Annotated in this window: 18 protein-coding genes and 1 tRNA gene; 12 read left to right on the top strand and 7 right to left on the bottom strand. The window is 74.1% G+C overall.

Annotated features, from left to right (window positions below):
• The 5 genes from AC07D6_RS02105 to AC07D6_RS02085 form a co-directional block, all read left to right on the top strand.
• On the top strand, positions 1 to 156 hold a 156-nt coding region (locus tag AC07D6_RS02105; RefSeq protein ID WP_479041563.1), incomplete at its 5' end, for a DUF397 domain-containing protein.
• Between the two features lie 92 nt (positions 157 to 248).
• Positions 249 to 464 carry a DUF397 domain-containing protein gene (locus AC07D6_RS02100; protein WP_479041206.1) on the top strand — a complete coding sequence of 72 codons (216 nt, stop codon included), beginning with the start codon at positions 249 to 251 and terminating at the stop codon, positions 462 to 464.
• A 91-nt stretch (positions 465 to 555) separates the two neighbouring features.
• Positions 556 to 768, top strand: coding sequence for a DUF397 domain-containing protein (locus AC07D6_RS02095; protein WP_479041204.1), 213 nt, complete (start codon positions 556 to 558; stop codon positions 766 to 768).
• A gap of 852 nt (positions 769 to 1620) precedes the next feature.
• Positions 1621 to 2073, top strand: a complete 453-nt coding sequence (locus tag AC07D6_RS02090) for a DoxX family protein (RefSeq protein ID WP_479041202.1) — start codon at positions 1621 to 1623, stop codon at positions 2071 to 2073.
• Positions 2074 to 2287: 214 nt separating this feature from the next.
• Positions 2288 to 2911, top strand: a complete 624-nt coding sequence (locus AC07D6_RS02085; RefSeq protein ID WP_479041561.1) for a DedA family protein — start codon at positions 2288 to 2290, stop codon at positions 2909 to 2911.
• Here AC07D6_RS02085 and AC07D6_RS02080 read toward each other — a convergent pair.
• The gene (locus AC07D6_RS02080; RefSeq protein ID WP_479041201.1) at positions 2865 to 3125 is read right to left on the bottom strand and encodes a DUF2277 domain-containing protein; all 261 of its coding nucleotides are present in this window, start codon (positions 3123 to 3125) and stop codon (positions 2865 to 2867) included. The genes AC07D6_RS02085 and AC07D6_RS02080 overlap by 47 nt on opposite strands.
• A gap of 96 nt (positions 3126 to 3221) precedes the next feature.
• Here AC07D6_RS02080 and AC07D6_RS02075 point away from each other — a divergent pair, with 96 nt between their 5' ends.
• Positions 3222 to 3770, top strand: coding sequence for a flavoprotein (locus AC07D6_RS02075; RefSeq protein ID WP_479041559.1), 549 nt, complete (start codon positions 3222 to 3224; stop codon positions 3768 to 3770).
• Positions 3771 to 3909: 139 nt separating this feature from the next.
• On the opposite strand, the gene AC07D6_RS02070 is transcribed toward AC07D6_RS02075, so the two are convergent.
• The gene (locus AC07D6_RS02070; protein WP_099048249.1) at positions 3910 to 3984 is read right to left on the bottom strand and encodes a 50S ribosomal protein bL37; all 75 of its coding nucleotides are present in this window, start codon (positions 3982 to 3984) and stop codon (positions 3910 to 3912) included.
• A gap of 529 nt (positions 3985 to 4513) precedes the next feature.
• On the opposite strand from AC07D6_RS02070, the gene AC07D6_RS02065 reads away from it, so the two are divergent.
• Together AC07D6_RS02065 and AC07D6_RS02060 are read left to right on the top strand one after the other, a co-directional pair.
• Complete coding sequence (locus tag AC07D6_RS02065; protein ID WP_479041199.1) at positions 4514 to 5446, top strand: peptidoglycan recognition protein family protein; 933 nt, start codon at positions 4514 to 4516, stop codon at positions 5444 to 5446.
• Positions 5447 to 5517: 71 nt separating this feature from the next.
• Positions 5518 to 5796, top strand: coding sequence for a DUF2087 domain-containing protein (locus AC07D6_RS02060; protein WP_479041197.1), 279 nt, complete (start codon positions 5518 to 5520; stop codon positions 5794 to 5796).
• 360 nt (positions 5797 to 6156) lie between these two features.
• Here AC07D6_RS02060 and AC07D6_RS02055 read toward each other — a convergent pair whose 3' ends face one another.
• Both AC07D6_RS02055 and AC07D6_RS02050 read right to left on the bottom strand, forming a co-directional pair.
• Positions 6157 to 7245 carry a radical SAM protein gene (locus AC07D6_RS02055; RefSeq protein ID WP_479041195.1) on the bottom strand — a complete coding sequence of 363 codons (1089 nt, stop codon included), beginning with the start codon at positions 7243 to 7245 and terminating at the stop codon, positions 6157 to 6159.
• Entirely contained in the window at positions 7212 to 7430 is a 219-nt protein-coding gene (locus AC07D6_RS02050; RefSeq protein WP_479041193.1) for a hypothetical protein, read from the bottom strand. The genes AC07D6_RS02055 and AC07D6_RS02050 overlap by 34 nt, the downstream gene beginning before the upstream one ends.
• Positions 7431 to 8690: 1260 nt before the next feature.
• On the opposite strand from AC07D6_RS02050, the gene AC07D6_RS02045 reads away from it, so the two are divergent.
• Complete coding sequence (locus AC07D6_RS02045) at positions 8691 to 8996, top strand: hypothetical protein (protein WP_479041191.1); 306 nt, start codon at positions 8691 to 8693, stop codon at positions 8994 to 8996.
• A gap of 209 nt (positions 8997 to 9205) precedes the next feature.
• On the opposite strand, the gene AC07D6_RS02040 is transcribed toward AC07D6_RS02045, so the two are convergent.
• Positions 9206 to 9280, bottom strand: a tRNA-Val gene (locus AC07D6_RS02040).
• Positions 9281 to 9454: 174 nt separating this feature from the next.
• Here AC07D6_RS02040 and AC07D6_RS02035 point away from each other — a divergent pair.
• From AC07D6_RS02035 to AC07D6_RS02025, 3 genes are all read left to right on the top strand, one after another.
• Complete coding sequence (locus AC07D6_RS02035) at positions 9455 to 9772, top strand: hypothetical protein (RefSeq protein WP_479041189.1); 318 nt, start codon at positions 9455 to 9457, stop codon at positions 9770 to 9772.
• Positions 9773 to 9848: 76 nt separating this feature from the next.
• Positions 9849 to 11237, top strand: coding sequence for a hypothetical protein (locus tag AC07D6_RS02030; protein ID WP_479041187.1), 1389 nt, complete (start codon positions 9849 to 9851; stop codon positions 11235 to 11237).
• Positions 11238 to 11460: 223 nt separating this feature from the next.
• Complete coding sequence (locus AC07D6_RS02025) at positions 11461 to 11682, top strand: FmdB family zinc ribbon protein (RefSeq protein ID WP_315878744.1); 222 nt, start codon at positions 11461 to 11463, stop codon at positions 11680 to 11682.
• 320 nt (positions 11683 to 12002) lie between these two features.
• On the opposite strand, the gene AC07D6_RS02020 is transcribed toward AC07D6_RS02025, so the two are convergent.
• Positions 12003 to 12833, bottom strand: coding sequence for an HAD family hydrolase (locus AC07D6_RS02020; protein ID WP_479041185.1), 831 nt, complete (start codon positions 12831 to 12833; stop codon positions 12003 to 12005).
• Complete coding sequence (locus AC07D6_RS02015; protein WP_479041184.1) at positions 12830 to 15499, bottom strand: phosphoribosyltransferase; 2670 nt, start codon at positions 15497 to 15499, stop codon at positions 12830 to 12832. The genes AC07D6_RS02020 and AC07D6_RS02015 overlap by 4 nt, the downstream gene beginning before the upstream one ends.
• Between the last annotated feature and the right edge of the window lie 63 nt (positions 15500 to 15562).

The following is a 15562-nucleotide window of genomic DNA, read 5'->3' as shown; positions in this document are numbered from 1 at the left end:
CAGTGCGTCGAGGTCGCTGCCAACCTCGCCGTCTCGCACGGCGTGGTCCCCGTCCGCGACTCCAAGAACCCGACCGGCCCCACCCTGGACCTCCCCGCCCACGCGTTCACCTCGTTCGTGGAGGGCGTCAAGGCAGGCCGGTTCGACACGATCTGACCCAACCGGCCCTTGCCGCCACGCACCACAACGGCGGCAAGGGCCCCGGCAGCACGCCGAACAGTCCCGATCCAGCGTCGAAAGGGCACCCCGTGACGACCACGACCGAAACCCCCCGCTGGTTCACCTCCTCGTACAGCGACAACGGCGGCGCCTGCGTCGAGATCGCAGCCAACCTGGCCGTCTCGCACGGCGTGGTCCCCGTCCGCGACTCCAAGAACCCGACCGGCCCCACCCTGGACCTCCCCACCCACGCCTTCACCTCCTTCGTGGAGGGCGTCAAGACAGGCCGGTTCGACACGATCTGACCCAACCAGCCCTTGCCGCCACGCACCACAACGGCGGCAAGGACCCCAGCGGTCGCCGAGCAGTCCTGATCCAGTGACGAAAGGGCACACCGTGACGAGCACGACCGAAACCGCCCACTGGTTCACCTCCTCCTACAGCGAAAACGGCGGCGCCTGCGTCGAGATCGCAGCCAACCTCACCGTCTCGCACGGCGTGGTCCCCGTCCGCGACTCCAAGGTCCCCGCCGGCTCGACCCTCCGCCTCTCCCCCACCGCGTTCACCTCGTTCGTCGAGAGCGTCAAGGGGGGCAGGCTCGGCGCCTGAACACACGAAGGCCCCGCCCGCTCCCGCGTCGGGGGAGGGCGGGGCCACGTGTTGGTGGACGCTCGGGTGAGCCGCGTGCCGGAACGAGCGGAAACGGGTCGTGCCCTACGAGGAGGACGCCCGCCGGGAGGGCGAGCGGGCGTCGAAGGCCGTGCGGACCGAGGCCCTGATGATCGGCGGCTCCCCGCGTGGCCGCTGCCGCACGACGCCGAGTGGTGGAACGCCGTGCCGTGCTGCCGGAGTGACCGGGGCGCCGGGAGCGGGAGCCGGTGGCGCGGGCCGGCATCGCCCCGGCACGACCTGACGGAGCGGCCCCGGTCGGCACGGCACAGCCACGGCACGGTCCCGGACACCACGGCCCCAGCCGGAGCGGCCTCGGTCAGCGCGGCCCCAGCCGGCGTCGTCCTGGCACGGCCACGGCACGGCCCCGGACGGCACGGTCCCGATCAACGCGGCCCCAGCCGGCGCAGGTGTGCCCGACGCGGCCCAGCCGGAGCGGGTGTGCCCGACGCGGCGCCAGTCGACGTGGGCGCGCCAAGGCGGCGCGGGCGCACCGAGGCGGCGGGCTCGTGGTGGTGCACGAGGGGCCGCAGGGACGAGATCCGGCCATTGAACGGCCACCGGCCACCCGCACCGGTCGCGGGGCGGGGCCGCCCGCGTCCGCCCGCCTCCCCCCGTACCGCCTGATCACCACCTCCCACCGCTCCCGCCTGCGGCTTTCCGCACCCGGGCCGGACTCCGCGACCCTACGCCCGGGTATCTCCATACGACTGAATGTTGAACTTGCAAGTAATCGTTAGGGGTGCCTAACCTGGGTCGCATCGGTTCAGTCCCCAGCCGAAGGAGCCCCCCATGTCCACACTCACCAGCCGCCTCCAGCGGTCCCAGCCGTACGCGCTGGCCCTGTTCCGGATCGTCATCGGCCTGCTGTTCCTCTGCCACGGCGCCGCGAAGCTGTTCGGCGTCCTCGGCGGCTCCGACGGCTCGGGCGCCACGGTCCCCGCCGGCACCTGGCCGTTCTGGTACGGGGCCGTGATCGAGCTGGTCGGCGGCGCGCTGCTCATCGTCGGCCTCGGCACCCGCGCCGCGGCGTTCGTCTCGTCCGGCGCCATGGCGTACGCGTACTTCAAGATGCACCAGCCGTCGGGCCTGTTCCCGATGGAGAACGGCGGCGAGGCCGCGGCCCTGTACTGCTGGGCGCTGCTCCTGCTGGTCTTCACCGGCCCGGGCGCGCTGGCGCTGGACGGCCTGTTCACCTCCCGCACTCGGGAGGCCGGACGGGACCGCGCGGCGGTGGCGGCGTAACCACCGGCTCCCGCGCGGAGCAGGTGCGCGCGGCACGCACGCGGGGCGCGGGGCGACGGCTCCGCGCCCCGCGCACGCCGTGGCACCCCTCCCGCCCCGCGCCCCCGGTCGTCGTCCCCCGGCGACCCTCCGACCTCCGGCAACCCGCCGCGCGCCCGGTGACGCGTAAGGCGTACGCTGTACCGCGTTTCTCATGGTGGAGCTGGGAGTCAAGGTGCTGGAGAGCGTGCGGTGGCTGGCCGCGAGCCCGTGGATCTACGCCGCGGTGGCCACCTCCGTCGTACTGGACGTCTTCCTCCCGGTGCTCCCCAGCGGCGTCCTGGTGATCTCGGCCGCGACCGCGGCGACCGCGGCGACGGCGACCGCCACCCCCGACGGGGTCTCGCTCGTCGCCCTCGCCCTGTGCGCGGCGTCCGCCTCGGTCCTCGGCGACCTGGCCGCGTACCGCCTCGCCTGGCGCGGCGGGCCCCGCCTCGACCGGGCCATCGCCCGCTCCCGGCGCCTCACCACCGCGCAGGAACGCCTCGGCACCGCCTTCAAGCGGGGTGGCGGCGCGCTCGTGGTCATCGCCCGGTTCGCCCCGGCCGGGCGGTCGGTGGTGTCCCTGGGCGCGGGGGCCGCGCGGCGCCGGGCGCGCGAGTTCGTGCCGTGGTCGGCCCTGGCGGGGGTGGCGTGGGCCTCGTACAGCGTGGGCCTGGGCTACTTCGGCGGGCAGTGGCTGGGCGCGACGTGGTTCAGCGCGGCGGTCTCGGTGCTCGCGCTGTTCCTGGCGGGAAGCGTCGCGGCGTACGTCATGCGGCGCCCGGCTCCTCCGTCCGCTCCGGCACCGACTTCCTAGCGGCGGCGCCGCGCACGTCGAGCCCGTCGAGCAGCCTCCGCGTCGCCTCGGCCACCTCGGCGACGGCGCGCTCGAACACCTCCCGGTTGTGCGCGGCGGGCGCCCGGAAACCGGAAACCTTGCGCACGTACTGGAGGGCGGCGGCACGGACGTCCTCCTCGGTGGCCTCCTCGGGGAGCACGGGCGGGCGGAGGGTCTTGATGTTGCGGCACATGTCCGTTCCTCGGTCGCTCGGGGCGGGTGGCCGGGGTGGCCGAGCGGCCCCCCATCGCCAGGATGCACTTGTCCAGCATGTGATCAGATGAACTCCATGATCAAGGCGAGGACTCTGTATCTGTTCTGCTCGGCCGCTCCCCCGGTGTTCGACGTCGCGAGGGTGATCGAGGACGCGCAGGCGCGCGGCTGGGACGTCTGCCTGGGGCTGACGCCGACCGCCGCGCGGTGGCTGGAGCCGAGTCTCGACGGGCTGGCCGCACTGACCGGGCACCCGGTGCGCCACGAGTACAAGCGCCCGGGCGACCCGGACGTCTGGCCGCCCGCCGACGCGGTGCTGTTCGCCCCGGCCACGTTCAACACGGTGAACTCCTGGGCGCTCGGCCTGACCGGCGCGTTCGTGGTGGGGGTCGCGGCGGAGGCCATCGGGAAGGGCCTCCCGCTCGTGGCGATGCCGTGCGCGAACGCGGCGTACGTGCGCCACCCGCAGTTCGACAGGTCGGTGGAGACCCTGCGGGCGGCGGGCGTGACGGTGTTGTACGGGGAGGGGGGCTACCTCCCGGACCCGCCCGGCCGGGACTGGCCGGACCACTTCCCGTGGACACTGGCCCTGGACGCGGTGGAGGCGGCGCACGGGGCGGGATGAGCGCCCCGGGCGCCGAGGCCGGGGCCGGAGGTCGGGCACTGGGCGTCGGGGCCGGGCGCCCAGTGGCCGGGGACCGCGGGTCGGGGACCGCGCGCCGGCAGCCGCGCCAGGGGCCGGCCAGGGGACCGCGCGCCGGGCGTCAGGCGTTGGGACGCTTGCCGTGGTTGGCCTTCTTGCCCTTGCGGGCACGCCGCTTGTTGCCGCGCTTCGACATGAGGTCACTCCCTTCGGAGCCCACGAGGGGCGTTCCGGGCATTTTGGGCATTCGTCAGTCTAGGGCCGCCCGGAACGCCCCGCACGGCCACGGTTACGGCCACGGCGGCCATGGCCACCGGTCTGCGCCCGGCAGGGCGCGGACTGCCGGGCGCAGACCGGTGACCCCCGGCCGTACTGGTGGAGGCGACGGCGGCGCGCGCAACCGCCCACGAGCCCTCGAAGCGGAGCGGAGCGGAGCGGCCCAGCGGACACCGGCGCAACGCGTCACGTCACGACACGACACGACACGACGAGGATCGACGACGCGTGACGGCCTTGCCCCACGAGCAGGTTGGCTCTGGGACGGGAGTACGCCAACGAGAACAGCCCTGCCTCGTGAGGCAGTTGATTCCCGGCCTTTTCACTCGTCTTTGTCAACTGCACGCCGCCCCGAGTGACCAACCCCCGCGCCGGGCACCTCACTGTCAGGTGCCCGCACCACTCTCCTGCCCTGCCGCGAGGCACCACACGCCCCAAGGAGGAGACGCATGGCCTGGTATCCGGGGGCTACGCGCATGGAGTTGCAGCCGGAGTCGAACGGGCAGCCCGCGATCCGGCCGACACAGTTCATCATGCACAGCATCGCCGCTCCGTGGACCGCACGCCGGATGTACGAATACTGGCGCGATTCATCGAACTTGGAATCGCATTTCGGACTGGGGTACGAAGGCGACCTCGCCCAGTACATCGGCACCGAGACGCGCGCCGACGCCAACTACCAAGCCAACCGGCGCCCCGACGGCACCGGCGCGGTGTCCATCGAGACGGCGTCCAACCTGAAGCACACCGACCCGTGGACGGACGAACAGGTCGAGCAGTTGATCCGGCTGGGGGTGTGGCTGCACCAGCACCACGGCCTGCCCCTGCGGATCTGCCGCAGCCACGACGACCCCGGCTACGGCTACCACCGCCTGCACTCCGCCTGGTCGTCGGGCGGCACCGCGTGCCCGGGGGACGCGCGCGTGAACCAGTTCCGCAAGGTCGTGTTCCCCGGAATCGTGAAACGCGCCAAAGGCCAGACCTCACCCGCACCTGTGGAGGACCCCATGCCCCAAGTCCTGTTCGAGTCCCAGACGGGCGGCCCGACGCTGGCCGCGGGCGAGCGGGTGGAACTGCCGGCCGCGCGGGACACGGCGATCCTCCGGGGGCCGTGCGTGTACAACGTGTCGATCGGCCTGAAGCTGACGAGGACGAGCGCGGACAAGCGGGTGCGGCTGCGGTTCGTGCACGTCGACGCCGAGACCCGCCGCCGCTCCGCGGGGCTGGAGGTCGACGTGCCGACGCGGGACGGCGAGACGTACGCCCAGGTGTCGCGGCGCGGAGAACTGCCGGCCGGCCAGTACCTCAAGGTGGAGGCCCTCGCCGAAGAACCCGTCGTCGTCGCCCACCGCATCGTCGAGGGCCTGTACTGGCCCGCGTGACGCCGCACCGCCGAGGGGCGGCCGGGTAAAACCCGTTGCGGGGGTGCGCACCGCCTGCGAGGCTCCCTGCCATGCCGGAGCACAGTACGTCGCACAGCGTGTCCGCCCTCTTCGACGGCGAAGGCCGCCTCCCTACCATCCCCCGCAGACCGGCCCGCCGCGAGCAGCTGCTGGCCCACCTGGCGCAGACCCTCTTCGAACGGGACCGCTCCTACACGGAGCCCGAGGTCAACGAGGCGCTGCGCACGGTCCACCCGGACTGCTCGGCGCTCCGCCGCTACCTGGTCACGTCGGGCCACCTGGCCCGCACCAGGGACGGCCGCGTCTACCACCGGCCCCCGGCGGCCTGACCACCACGTCCCCGGCGGTGTCCTGGCCGCCGCGTCCCCGGTAGCGGCCTGATCATTGCGCCCACGCCGTCGGGCACGCCCCGGCCGGGCCGCCGCCCGAGCGGTGCGACCGCTTCGTCCCGGGCAGGTGGCCGTTGAGGCCCGCAGCCCTACGCGGGCAGGGCCGGCCACCGCCGACCCGCCCGTCGCGGGAGAGCCACTCCACGGAGCCCGTGACGGCGATCGAGCGGCGGCGTCGGCGCAGCGGGCACAGCGGCGGCATCGGCCGAGCAGTGGCGCGGTACATCGGCCGGGGGTGGCATCGGCGCGTCCACCGGTCACTCGAACGCCGCCGCCGGCCGCCCGGACACCCGCCACCGGTCACTCGGACGCCGCCGTTGCCGCGAGCGGTCGCCTCGTGATCTGGAGCAGTGGTCGCGGTTCGCGCTCACGCGTGAAGGCCGTGTACGGGCAGGCGTTGAGCTCCGGGTCGCGGGACTCCCAGCCCTGCAGCCACGGGCGGAACCGCGGGTTGTCGACCTTGAGCGAGCCGTCGGGCAGGAGCCGCCCGACGGTGTTGGCGGGGTCCGACAGGGCCACCGTGCACTTGCCCAACCGGCCGTCCGCCCGTACCAGCAGCGAGTTGGCCCGGGCGGCGTAGCAGACCTCCTCCGGGGCGAACAGCCGCTCGGAGGTGCCGCCCCGGACCAGCAGTTTCTTCAGCTCGGCGATCTTCTGGTCGTCGGAGTCGAGTACGTCCATGGTCGCGTCGTTGGGTCCGCCGAGGCGCACCACGCGCTTCAGGAACACCGAGAACCGCGCGTCGTCGAGGAACGTGTCCCGGATCCGAGTGAGGAACTCCGGCATGACCGGCAGGTTCTCCGGGGTCAGGTGGACCCGCAGCAGCACCCGCATCTGGGCGGAGCACTCACGGATCGACAGCAGGTTGCGCCAGATCTGCTGGAAGGTTCCCTTGCCGTCGGCGCGCACGCGGGTCCGGTCGTGGTACTCGTCGGGCCCGTCCAAGGAGATCTGGTAGGCCCGTACGCCGAGAGCGGCCAGGTGTTCGGCCGTCCCGCCGTCCAGCCGGTAGCCGTTGGTCGTCATGTCGCTCTCGTAGGAGAGCCCGTCGTACCGCTCCTGCGCCCGGCGCGCGTGGGCGGTCACGTCCTCGACGATCCGGCGGCCCAGCATCGGCTCCCCGCCGAACCACGACAGTTGGAGGCGCCGCAGTCCGGGGGCGCGCCGGTCGATGAGGTTCTTGACGCCGCTGACGACCTCGGGCGCCATGCGTCCGATGGCGAAGTCCTCGTAGCAGTACGTGCAGCGGAAGTTGCACTGCTCGGTCGGCAGCAGGATCAGGTGGAGGCGGTCGTTGCGGAAGGAGGTGGTGAACTCCCTGTCGAAGGCGGACGCCTCGTCACCGGCACCGGTTGTTACTCCTTCTCCTCCTTCGGCCTGGAACCGCACCCCGCGGCGCAGTTCCCGCCGTGGCAGTTGTTGGCGGCCATCAGGCTGTCCTCCTCGTCCGACCGCGCCTTCAGGACGGCCGTCACCGCCCGGGCGACCTGCGGATCCAGGATCCTGACCTGCCCGGCGTCGTCGAGGGCGAGGTCCTCTGTGCGGAAGCCGAAAATGGGTCCCTGCTTGGCCATGGGTCTTCTCTCTTCGGGGGTTCGGGGGCTCGGGTGCCACCGGTCGCGGAACAACGGCCGGGCCGGCGGTCGGACGACACTCCTCCGAAGGGTCACGTCTCGGAGGAGGTCCGCCCCCATCGTCCGGGCCCGCGCGCACGAGCCGCGCGGAATGCTGACCCGTACAGGTGACCCCTCAACCAGCACACGCCCCACCCCACCCACAGCCCCAGACCCGACCGGCCCCGCACGAGGAACGGACGGGTCCGCACGAGGAACGGACGGGTCCGCGCCAAACCCCGACCGGCCCCGCGCGAGGAGCGAGCGGCCCCACACCGAGAGGCGGACGACCCCGCCCCGAGGAGCGGACGTGCCCGACCGCACCCGGACCGATCACTGCGAGGTCCCAGAGGGACGGCAGCGGGCGAGGGCGGTTGCTGGAGGTGCGGTACGGCGCTGCCGTACGCCTACCGAGAAGCAGCGGTGTCGCGGGACCGACGGGCCATCCCGCGGTACACCACCCAAACGCTGATCAGAACGAGCAGCGCCCCACCGATCGGCCACCCCACGGACCCGCCGTCGCGGTAGCCCCTGATGCCTGCCACCAGCAGGAGACCGGACGGGACCAACCCCGCCCAGTCGAGGGCCCTGCTCAACCTCGCGCCTCTCGAAGACTCGGCCACGGCTCGATCCTGGCAGGCGAAGGCCCCTTCCACCAGGTCAGCAGTGGAAGAAGTGAGCGGGGTACCACCGACCTGGTGCCTCACGGGCGACCAACGCGGTGAACTGCGGCCGGGCCGTCAGTGGTGTCGCTGCTGGTTCCCCTCGTGCGGTCCCGAACGGTCCAGTGCCGGCCCGAGAACACGACCCGAGGCCGGGAAGACCTCAATGGCGGCACTTCACGCGTAATGCGCGGATATTCCACCCTCCGAGCGGACGACCTCCAAGAGCCCGTCCTCGGGTGGCGTGGTCCCGCGAACGAGAACGGCCCCTCAGCCATTGACGCCCGAGGCGCCGAACAGGGTTTTCACCCACTGGTTCCCGTGGTGGCCGCGGACGTTGATGTCGGTGATGGACGCCGGCCGGCCCCTTGATGAGAACTACTGACCGAAATGATCGCTGAGGTCGGAGCACCACGTCACCTGGGCACCTGGCCTGTGTGTCAGTCACCCCAGGTCGCTGGGATTGTTGTGTTTCACCGCTACACGGCGATCACTGGGAGGCACTGTCATGTTCGGGGGCGACCGCAGGGCACAGGAAGCGAGCTGATTTGATCGGTGCATGAGCAGTGCAGTCGATCGAACCGGTGACGGAAAGGAGCGGCTGAGCCGAGCCGTGATCTTCGGTGGACTTTCCGTCGCCTTCTGGTTCTGCTGCCCCTTCTGGATGCTCGTCTGGGCTCTCGCCCTCCCCCTCGGTCTCACTGGCTTGGTGCTGGGCTACATCGAACTTCGCACCGCAACAAAGCTGAACCGCAGTCGCGGGGGTCCCCTGACGGCTCTTGCTCTTTCGTCCGTGGGTACGGCAGCGGCCATCACCTACATGACTTTCGTGTTCACCCACCCGGAGCTGTCGATTCAGGGGTAAACCGGCGAAGCGATCGGGCCGGAGCCGCCACGGGGCGAGGGATCACGGACATCCCCACGAGCAGCCGCAGTGGCTCTGACGGCGGGAAACCCCGGCGTCTGTGCTGCGCCTTCCGCGGGTGCGGGGCCCGCCCCCTGACCGCTGCTCTCGTTGATGTCAGATGTGGATGTCAAAGGCCCCCAGCCATGATCGGCTGGGGGCCTTCGTGATGGTGGGCGCGGACGGTTTCGAACCGCCGACATCTGCTTTGTAAGAGCAGCGCTCTACCCCTGAGCTACGCACCCGTGGAGTGAGTCAACAGCGTACATGGCGCACGGGTGGGGTTCGCAAACCGTTACGGGGGCCGGTCCCGTCCCGGGGCGGGGTCGCCGGATCGTGGGGTGGGGGGTGCGTGGCGTGGGGGCTTCGCCGTGGTTCCGCCCTGGGGAAGCTCGTGGTCGCGCAGCGTGTCCGTGTCGGTGCCGTTCGTTCCGCTCATCCTGCTCCGCGCCGGACGCGCCGCCTCCGCGACGGTCACCGTCCGGAGCGTCAACGGCGACGTTCACTCCGGCCCTGCGCGGCGCCCCCGAGCAGGTCAGCGGCGCGGCTCCAACGGCGGTGCCGTCGGGCTGCCCGCCGCCGCGGGGCCGTACGCCGGGGACGCCGACAGCGGCAGCGGCAGCGGCAGCGGCAGGGTCGTCTCCGACGTGCCCCGCGACCCGGGCAGCTCGCGTGCGGTCACCGCGTTCGGCGAGAAGGGCGAGAAGGGCGACGTGGCGGCCCGTACCGCGAACTGATCCGCCCTCCCGTTCGTCGTACCCGGTGGGAGAATGAACCGGGCCAGCTCGGACACGTACGGTACGGGGAGCGGATGTGACGGGGACACGCGGCGCACGGCGGTACGCGAAGGACGCGCTCGCCCTGGTGCTGCTGCCCCTGCCCCTGCTCGCCGCCGCCTCGGCCGGAGCGTTCGCCGGGGGCGGGTCCGGGGGTGGCGCGCGGCGCTGGTTCGGCGGCGGGCGCGCCGAGGAGCAGCGGGCCGGCGCGCAGGCCGCGAAGGACGCCGCGGCCGCCGCGTTCTACGAGCTGGACACCGCGCAGCGGGGCCTGCGGATCTCCGTCGAGACGATCGCCGCGGTCGACGCCTCGCCCGCCGCGGGCCGGACCGTCGAGGAGTTCGCCGCGCTGGGGCGGCGCGTCGACGAGGTCAGCCAGGCGTACATCGAGGCCGTCGACAGCTACGACCTGGACCGGGCCGACCTCGACGCCGCCACGGCGGCCGACGCGCGCACGGACCTGACCCGCGCCAAGGACGAGCTGGTACGGGTCCGGGGCGAGTTGGAGCGGTTCGAGCAGCGGCTCGCCCCGCTTCTCGACACGGCCGAGACGCAGCTGGCCCGCCTCGCCCCGGCCGTCGAGCGGGCCCGCGCGGCACTGCTCGCCGCGAGTGACGCGCTGGACGCCGCGCGCGGCTCGGGGCTGCGCGCCGACGACCAGGCCGCGCGGCTCGCCGCCCTCGCACCCGAACTGACCAGGCTCAACGAGGGTGCGGGACGGCACGGCGTCGCGGAGACCCTGCGGCGCGCCGACCGTGTGCTGCGCGAGGCCGAAACCGTACGGGCCGAGGCGGAGCGGCTGCCGGAGCGGGCCGCCGAGATCGACCGGCGGTTGGTGTCCCTCCGTACGCGCGCGCAGGCCCTCGCCAACCGGGTCGCCTCCGTGGAACCCGTGATGAGCGAGCTGCGACGCCGGTTCAGCGCCGCGTGCTGGCAGGACCTCCAGCCCGTGCCGGAGCGGGCCGCGCAGGCCGTGCGGCAGGCGGAGGGGAAGCTCGCCGAGGCGGGGCGGGCGCGTGAGGAGCAGCGGTGGGCGGACGCGACGGCGTTGCTGGGCACGGTACGGGCGCTGCTGAACACGGCGGACGAGGCCGTGTCCGCCGCCGGGGACCGGCTCCGGAGGCTCGACGCCGTGTCCGAGGACCCGCAGCAGGAGATCGAGCGCACGCGCTTCACGATTCGGGACGCCCAGCGGCTCGCCATGGACGGCCGCCACACCCCGGACCCGCGGCACGCCGGTCCCCTCGACGACGCGGTGGCCCGCCTCGACCGGGCGGTGACCGGCCTGGAGGGGCGGCACCCCGACTACTGGCGCTTCCTGACCGAGACGGAGGCCGTACGGGCGGCGGTCGGGCGCGTGGTGGAGCAGATCCGCGAGGAGCGCGGGGGCGGCCCGGCCGGGCGGGGCCGCGGCGCGGTGGGGTAGCCCGCGCGGTGGGGTAGCCCGCGCGGTGGGGTAGCCCGCGCGCCGGCGGAGCGGCGCAGTGCCCGGCCGGGGTCGGGGCGAAAGGGCCGAAGCCGAAGGGCGGGAACGGAAGGGCACGAGCAAGGAGGGGCGGGAGGGCCGGGGCGGAGGGCGCGAACGGAAGGGCCGAAGCGGGGGGCCGGAACCGCTGGGTCCACGGCCGCCGGGTCGTTAACCTGTGCGTATGCCTCGCTACGAGTACCGCTGCCGCACCTGCGGCGACACGTTCGAACTGAGCCGCCCCATGGCGGAGTCCTCCGCGCCCGCCGCCTGCCCCTCCGGGCACGACGACACCGTGAAGCTGCTGTCGACCGTCGCGGTCGGCGGTGCTGCGGCGGCCGCACCGGCCAGGCCCGCGGGCGGCGGCGGTGGCGGCGGGTGCTGCGGAGGCGGCTGCTGCGGCTGACGGGCCCCGCCCCGGGCTCGTCCATCCCAGGCCCCCTCCCGGGACCACCTGCCCCGAGGCTGCCGAGGCCACCTGGCCCGGGCCGCCAGACCCGCCCGCCCCGGGCCCGCCGAGGCCGTACGCCCCGACGGGCCGTCCCGGCACGCCGCCGTGTCGGCCCGGCCAGCCGGCGCCCTGCCCTCAGGCCGCCGAAGCCGCCCGACCCGGGCCGCCGAGACCGTACGCCCCGAGCCCACCGAGACCGTACGCCCCGACGCGCCGCCGCACCGGTCCCGACCTGGCCGCCGTACCGTCCCGGTCGGCCGGCGACCGCGCCGCCCTCAGGCCGCCGCGGTCGCCGTTCGGGCCGCGGCCAGGAACCGGCGCAGGATCTCCTCCCCCGCCGCGACGCCCCGGTCGGCGAGCGCCTCGACGTTGCCGGCACGCCAGCCCGTGTCGGCCAGCTCGCCGTGCCCGGGCCGCCACGCGCGGTCGGCGGCCAGCAGCAGGTCCGCGTCCAGCAGCGAGTCGCCCGCCGCGAGGACGGTGCGGGCGCCGGTGCGGCGCGCCACCTCCCGTACCGCCGCGCTCTTCGTCAGTGGCTTCGGCACCGCGTACACCTTGCGGCCCTGCAGGGACACCGTCCAGCCGCGCGCGCCCGCCCAGTCGGACAGCTCCGCGAGCCAGCCGTCGGGCAGCAGGGCCCGCTCGACGACGAGGTACGCGAAGAGGTCCTCCGCGACCCGTTCCTTCAGCAGCCACGCCGGGTCGGCGACGGCCAGCAGGTGCGCCCGCACCTCGTCGAGCGTGGCGCACTCGTCGGCGAGGCGCGCCGCGACGGCCGCCCGCCAGTCGCGGTCGGGCTCGCCGTCGACCAGCAGGTGGCCGCCGTTGGCGCAGATCGCGTAACGGGGCGCCGGGCCGGGCAGCCGGATGCGCCGGTACTGCTCCCGCGTGCGGGTGGTGACCGGGGTGAACGCGGCCGTACGGGCCAGTTCGCCGAGCAGTTCGGCGGCCGTCTCGGTGACGTACGACAGCGGCCTGCCCTGGTACACCTCCACGCACAGCAGCCGCGGCGCCTCGGCGTCGGGAGCCGTCAGCGCGAGCGCGGCCGTCGAGTAGATGAGGGTGCGGTCGAGGTCGCTGGCGACCAGCGCGGGCCGGACGGTCACGGCGCCGTCACCGCCCGGCCGTCGACGCCGGTCGCGCCGCGCGTGTACCGGGGGTGGACGAGCCCCACGCACGTGTACGGCAGTCCGTCGACCTCCTCGACCGGGACGCCGCGCTGCTCGGCGAGCAGGCGCACGTGGTCCAGGTCGGCGCCCGCGCCGCGCTGGGCGAGGACCTTCCACGGGACGCGGCGCAGCAGGACCCGGGTGGTCTCGCCGACGCCCGGCTTGACGAGGTTCACGTCGTGGATGTCGTACTCCTCGCTGATCCGCTCGACCGCCGCCCACCCCTCCCACGTGGGTGTCCGGTCGGCGGCGAGGAGCCGGGCGGTGTCCGCGGCGACGGCGCCCGCGACCTCGTCGAAGCGGCCGGAGACCGCGTCGAGGAAGTCCGCGGACACGTCGGCGTGCGCCAGTTCGCGGTAGAACTTGGCGCCGTGGTAGTCGTCCGGGCCCACCAGGTCGGCGCGCAGGACGGTGCGGGAGATCAGCCCGGAGACCGTGGAGTTGAGGCAGGCGGAGGGGATGAGGAAGTCCTCGCGGGTGCCGTAGGTGCGCACGCAGGAGCCGGGGTCGGCGAGTACGGCGATCTCCGGGTCGAAGTCGGGGAAGGCGGCGAGGGCGGCGGCCAGTTCGCGGGTGATGGCGCCCTTGCCGGTCCAGCCGTCGACGAACACGACGTCCGCCGGGTCGTGGTGGGCGCGCAGCCAGCGCAGCGCGTTCGTGTCGATGCCCCGGCCGCGCACGATGGACACGGCGTAGTGCGGCAGGTCCAGGCCGTGGCGGTGCCGGGCCCAGCGGCGCATCAGCACGCCGACGGGGGTGCCGGCGCGCGCGAGGGAGACCAGCACGGGGCGCGGCGACCGCTCGGCGAGCACCGTCTCGGTGACGGCGCCGACGGCGCGGGCGATCCGGGCGGCGGAGCCGTCGAGGGCGGCGCGGAACAGCTTCTGGTACGCGTCGCTCGGCTGGTACTCCACGGGCAGCGATTCGGCGTAGTGGGCGCCGCCGCTCTGGATGGCCTCCTCGCGCTCCTCGGTGGGGGCCTCCAGCTCGACGGCCGACAGGTCCTTCAGGAGCCAGCCGACCTCGTCGGGGGCGTAGGAGGAGAAGGCGGGTCCGCGCAGCGGCTCGGGCAGCATGCGGGCTCTTTCCGGTACGTACGAGGGGACGGTCGCCAGCACGACGTGCGGGACGTGCGCGGTGAGCCGGGCGAGGAGGCCGTCCGGGGCGTGGAGGAGGGGGGTGTCGGCGGTCGAGTCGACGACGACGGCGACCGCGTCGAAGCCGGCGCCGGCGACGTTGTACGCGTACCGGTCGCCGGGGCCGTCCGCGGGGTCGTCGTGCGCGGGGAAGACGAGGCGGGTGCGGATGGCGTAGCCGGGGTCGTCGACGGCGAGGACGGGCGAGCGGGTGGTGGTGGAGAACCGCACGTCGGCGTGGGGGACCCGCTCCTCCAGTGCGGCGGCCAGGGCGAGGGGGGCGTACATCAGCTCCTCGCAGCCCAGGACGAGGACGCGGGGGGCGCGGGCGGTGGCGCCGCCGGCGGACGCGGACGACTCCGCGGACGGCCCGGCGGGCACGGACGACTCGGTGGACGCGGACGACCCGGCGGACGGCCCCGCAGGCCCGGACGACCCGGCGGACGCGGACGGCCCAGCAGACACAGCCACCCCGGCAGGCCCGAATAGCCCAGCAGACCCGACAGACCCGACAGGTCCGACAGATCCGTCAGGCCCGCCAGGCCCGGCAGCCACGGGCACCCCAGCAGACGCAGCCGCAGGCGTGTCGGTCAGGGCGAGCGCCTCCGCCAGGCGGGCCGCCATCGACGGCAGTGCCGCGTCCAGGCGGGCCCGGTGCTCCGGGGTGAAGCCGTGTCGACCCCCGTCCGGCAGCCCGGCCGGCCAGCCGAGGTCCACGCGCCGTACGGCGGCCACGTCACCGGCCTCGGCCGGCGCGGGCGTCCTGTGGGCGGCCACCAGGGCGCGGCCCTTCTCCAGGACGCCGTCCGGCAGCCGTACCGTCCCCGCCGCGAGCGTCACCAGGTCCACCCGCGCGCCGATCCCGGCGGCGAACTCCGCCAGCCGCCCCCGGTCCCGTGCCGACCGCATGTCGACGAGCGCCACGATCACGTACCGCTCGCGCGGGTACCGCTCGTGCAGCGCCCGCACGGTGTTCAGGACGGTGGCGCCGGTCGAGAACTCGTCGTCGACCAGCACCAGCGGGCCCGGCCCGGCCAGCAGCCCGGGGTCCTCGGGGAGCAGGAGGTGCGAGGTGTGGTGGGAGTGGGACTCCTCGAACCCGGCCGCCCGGGGCACCCCCGGCACGGGGCGGCGCGTGGAGTGCAGGTACGGGGCGAGGGCCAGGCCGTCCGCGACGCAGTGGCCGAGGCCGGTCGCCGTCTCCGCGTACCCGACGACGACCGCGCGCCGCGCCTCCGCGTCGCCCAGCAGCTCCCGTACGCGGCGCCCCAGCTCGTACCCGGAGCCACGCACCACGGCGGGGCTCTGCGGCACGTGCTTGCCCAGCACGCGGGAGACGAGGAGGTGCGCGCGTTTCCTGTTGTCCCGCAGGGCCAGCCCCAGCAGGCCGCGCAGCTCCTCGTCGTCCCCCCGCTCTCCGGAGAGCTCGACGCCGAGCCGCTCGGCGACCCATGTTCCCGTCCACACCGCGCTGTGAATGACGTGCCTCTTCTCTCTCGGGTACGGGTGGCTCGTGGGGTGCTGGGCGCC

This window comes from Streptomyces sp. NPDC045287 (assembly GCF_056432325.1).
The sequence above is the reverse complement of the archived record's forward strand: the minus strand, read 5'-3'. Positions and strand labels throughout refer to the sequence as shown.

Coding starts and splice junctions, on each gene's coding strand:
- AC07D6_RS02090 (WP_479041202.1), top strand. CDS start 1,621: ATGTCCACACTCACCAGCCGCCTCCAGCGGTCCCAGCCGTACGCGCTG.
- AC07D6_RS02080 (WP_479041201.1), bottom strand. CDS start 3,125: ATGTGCCGCAACATCAAGACCCTCCGCCCGCCCGTGCTCCCCGAGGAG.
- AC07D6_RS02075 (WP_479041559.1), top strand. CDS start 3,222: ATGATCAAGGCGAGGACTCTGTATCTGTTCTGCTCGGCCGCTCCCCCG.
- AC07D6_RS02065 (WP_479041199.1), top strand. CDS start 4,514: ATGGCCTGGTATCCGGGGGCTACGCGCATGGAGTTGCAGCCGGAGTCG.
- AC07D6_RS02060 (WP_479041197.1), top strand. CDS start 5,518: ATGCCGGAGCACAGTACGTCGCACAGCGTGTCCGCCCTCTTCGACGGC.
- AC07D6_RS02050 (WP_479041193.1), bottom strand. CDS start 7,430: ATGGCCAAGCAGGGACCCATTTTCGGCTTCCGCACAGAGGACCTCGCC.
- AC07D6_RS02045 (WP_479041191.1), top strand. CDS start 8,691: ATGAGCAGTGCAGTCGATCGAACCGGTGACGGAAAGGAGCGGCTGAGC.
- AC07D6_RS02025 (WP_315878744.1), top strand. CDS start 11,461: ATGCCTCGCTACGAGTACCGCTGCCGCACCTGCGGCGACACGTTCGAA.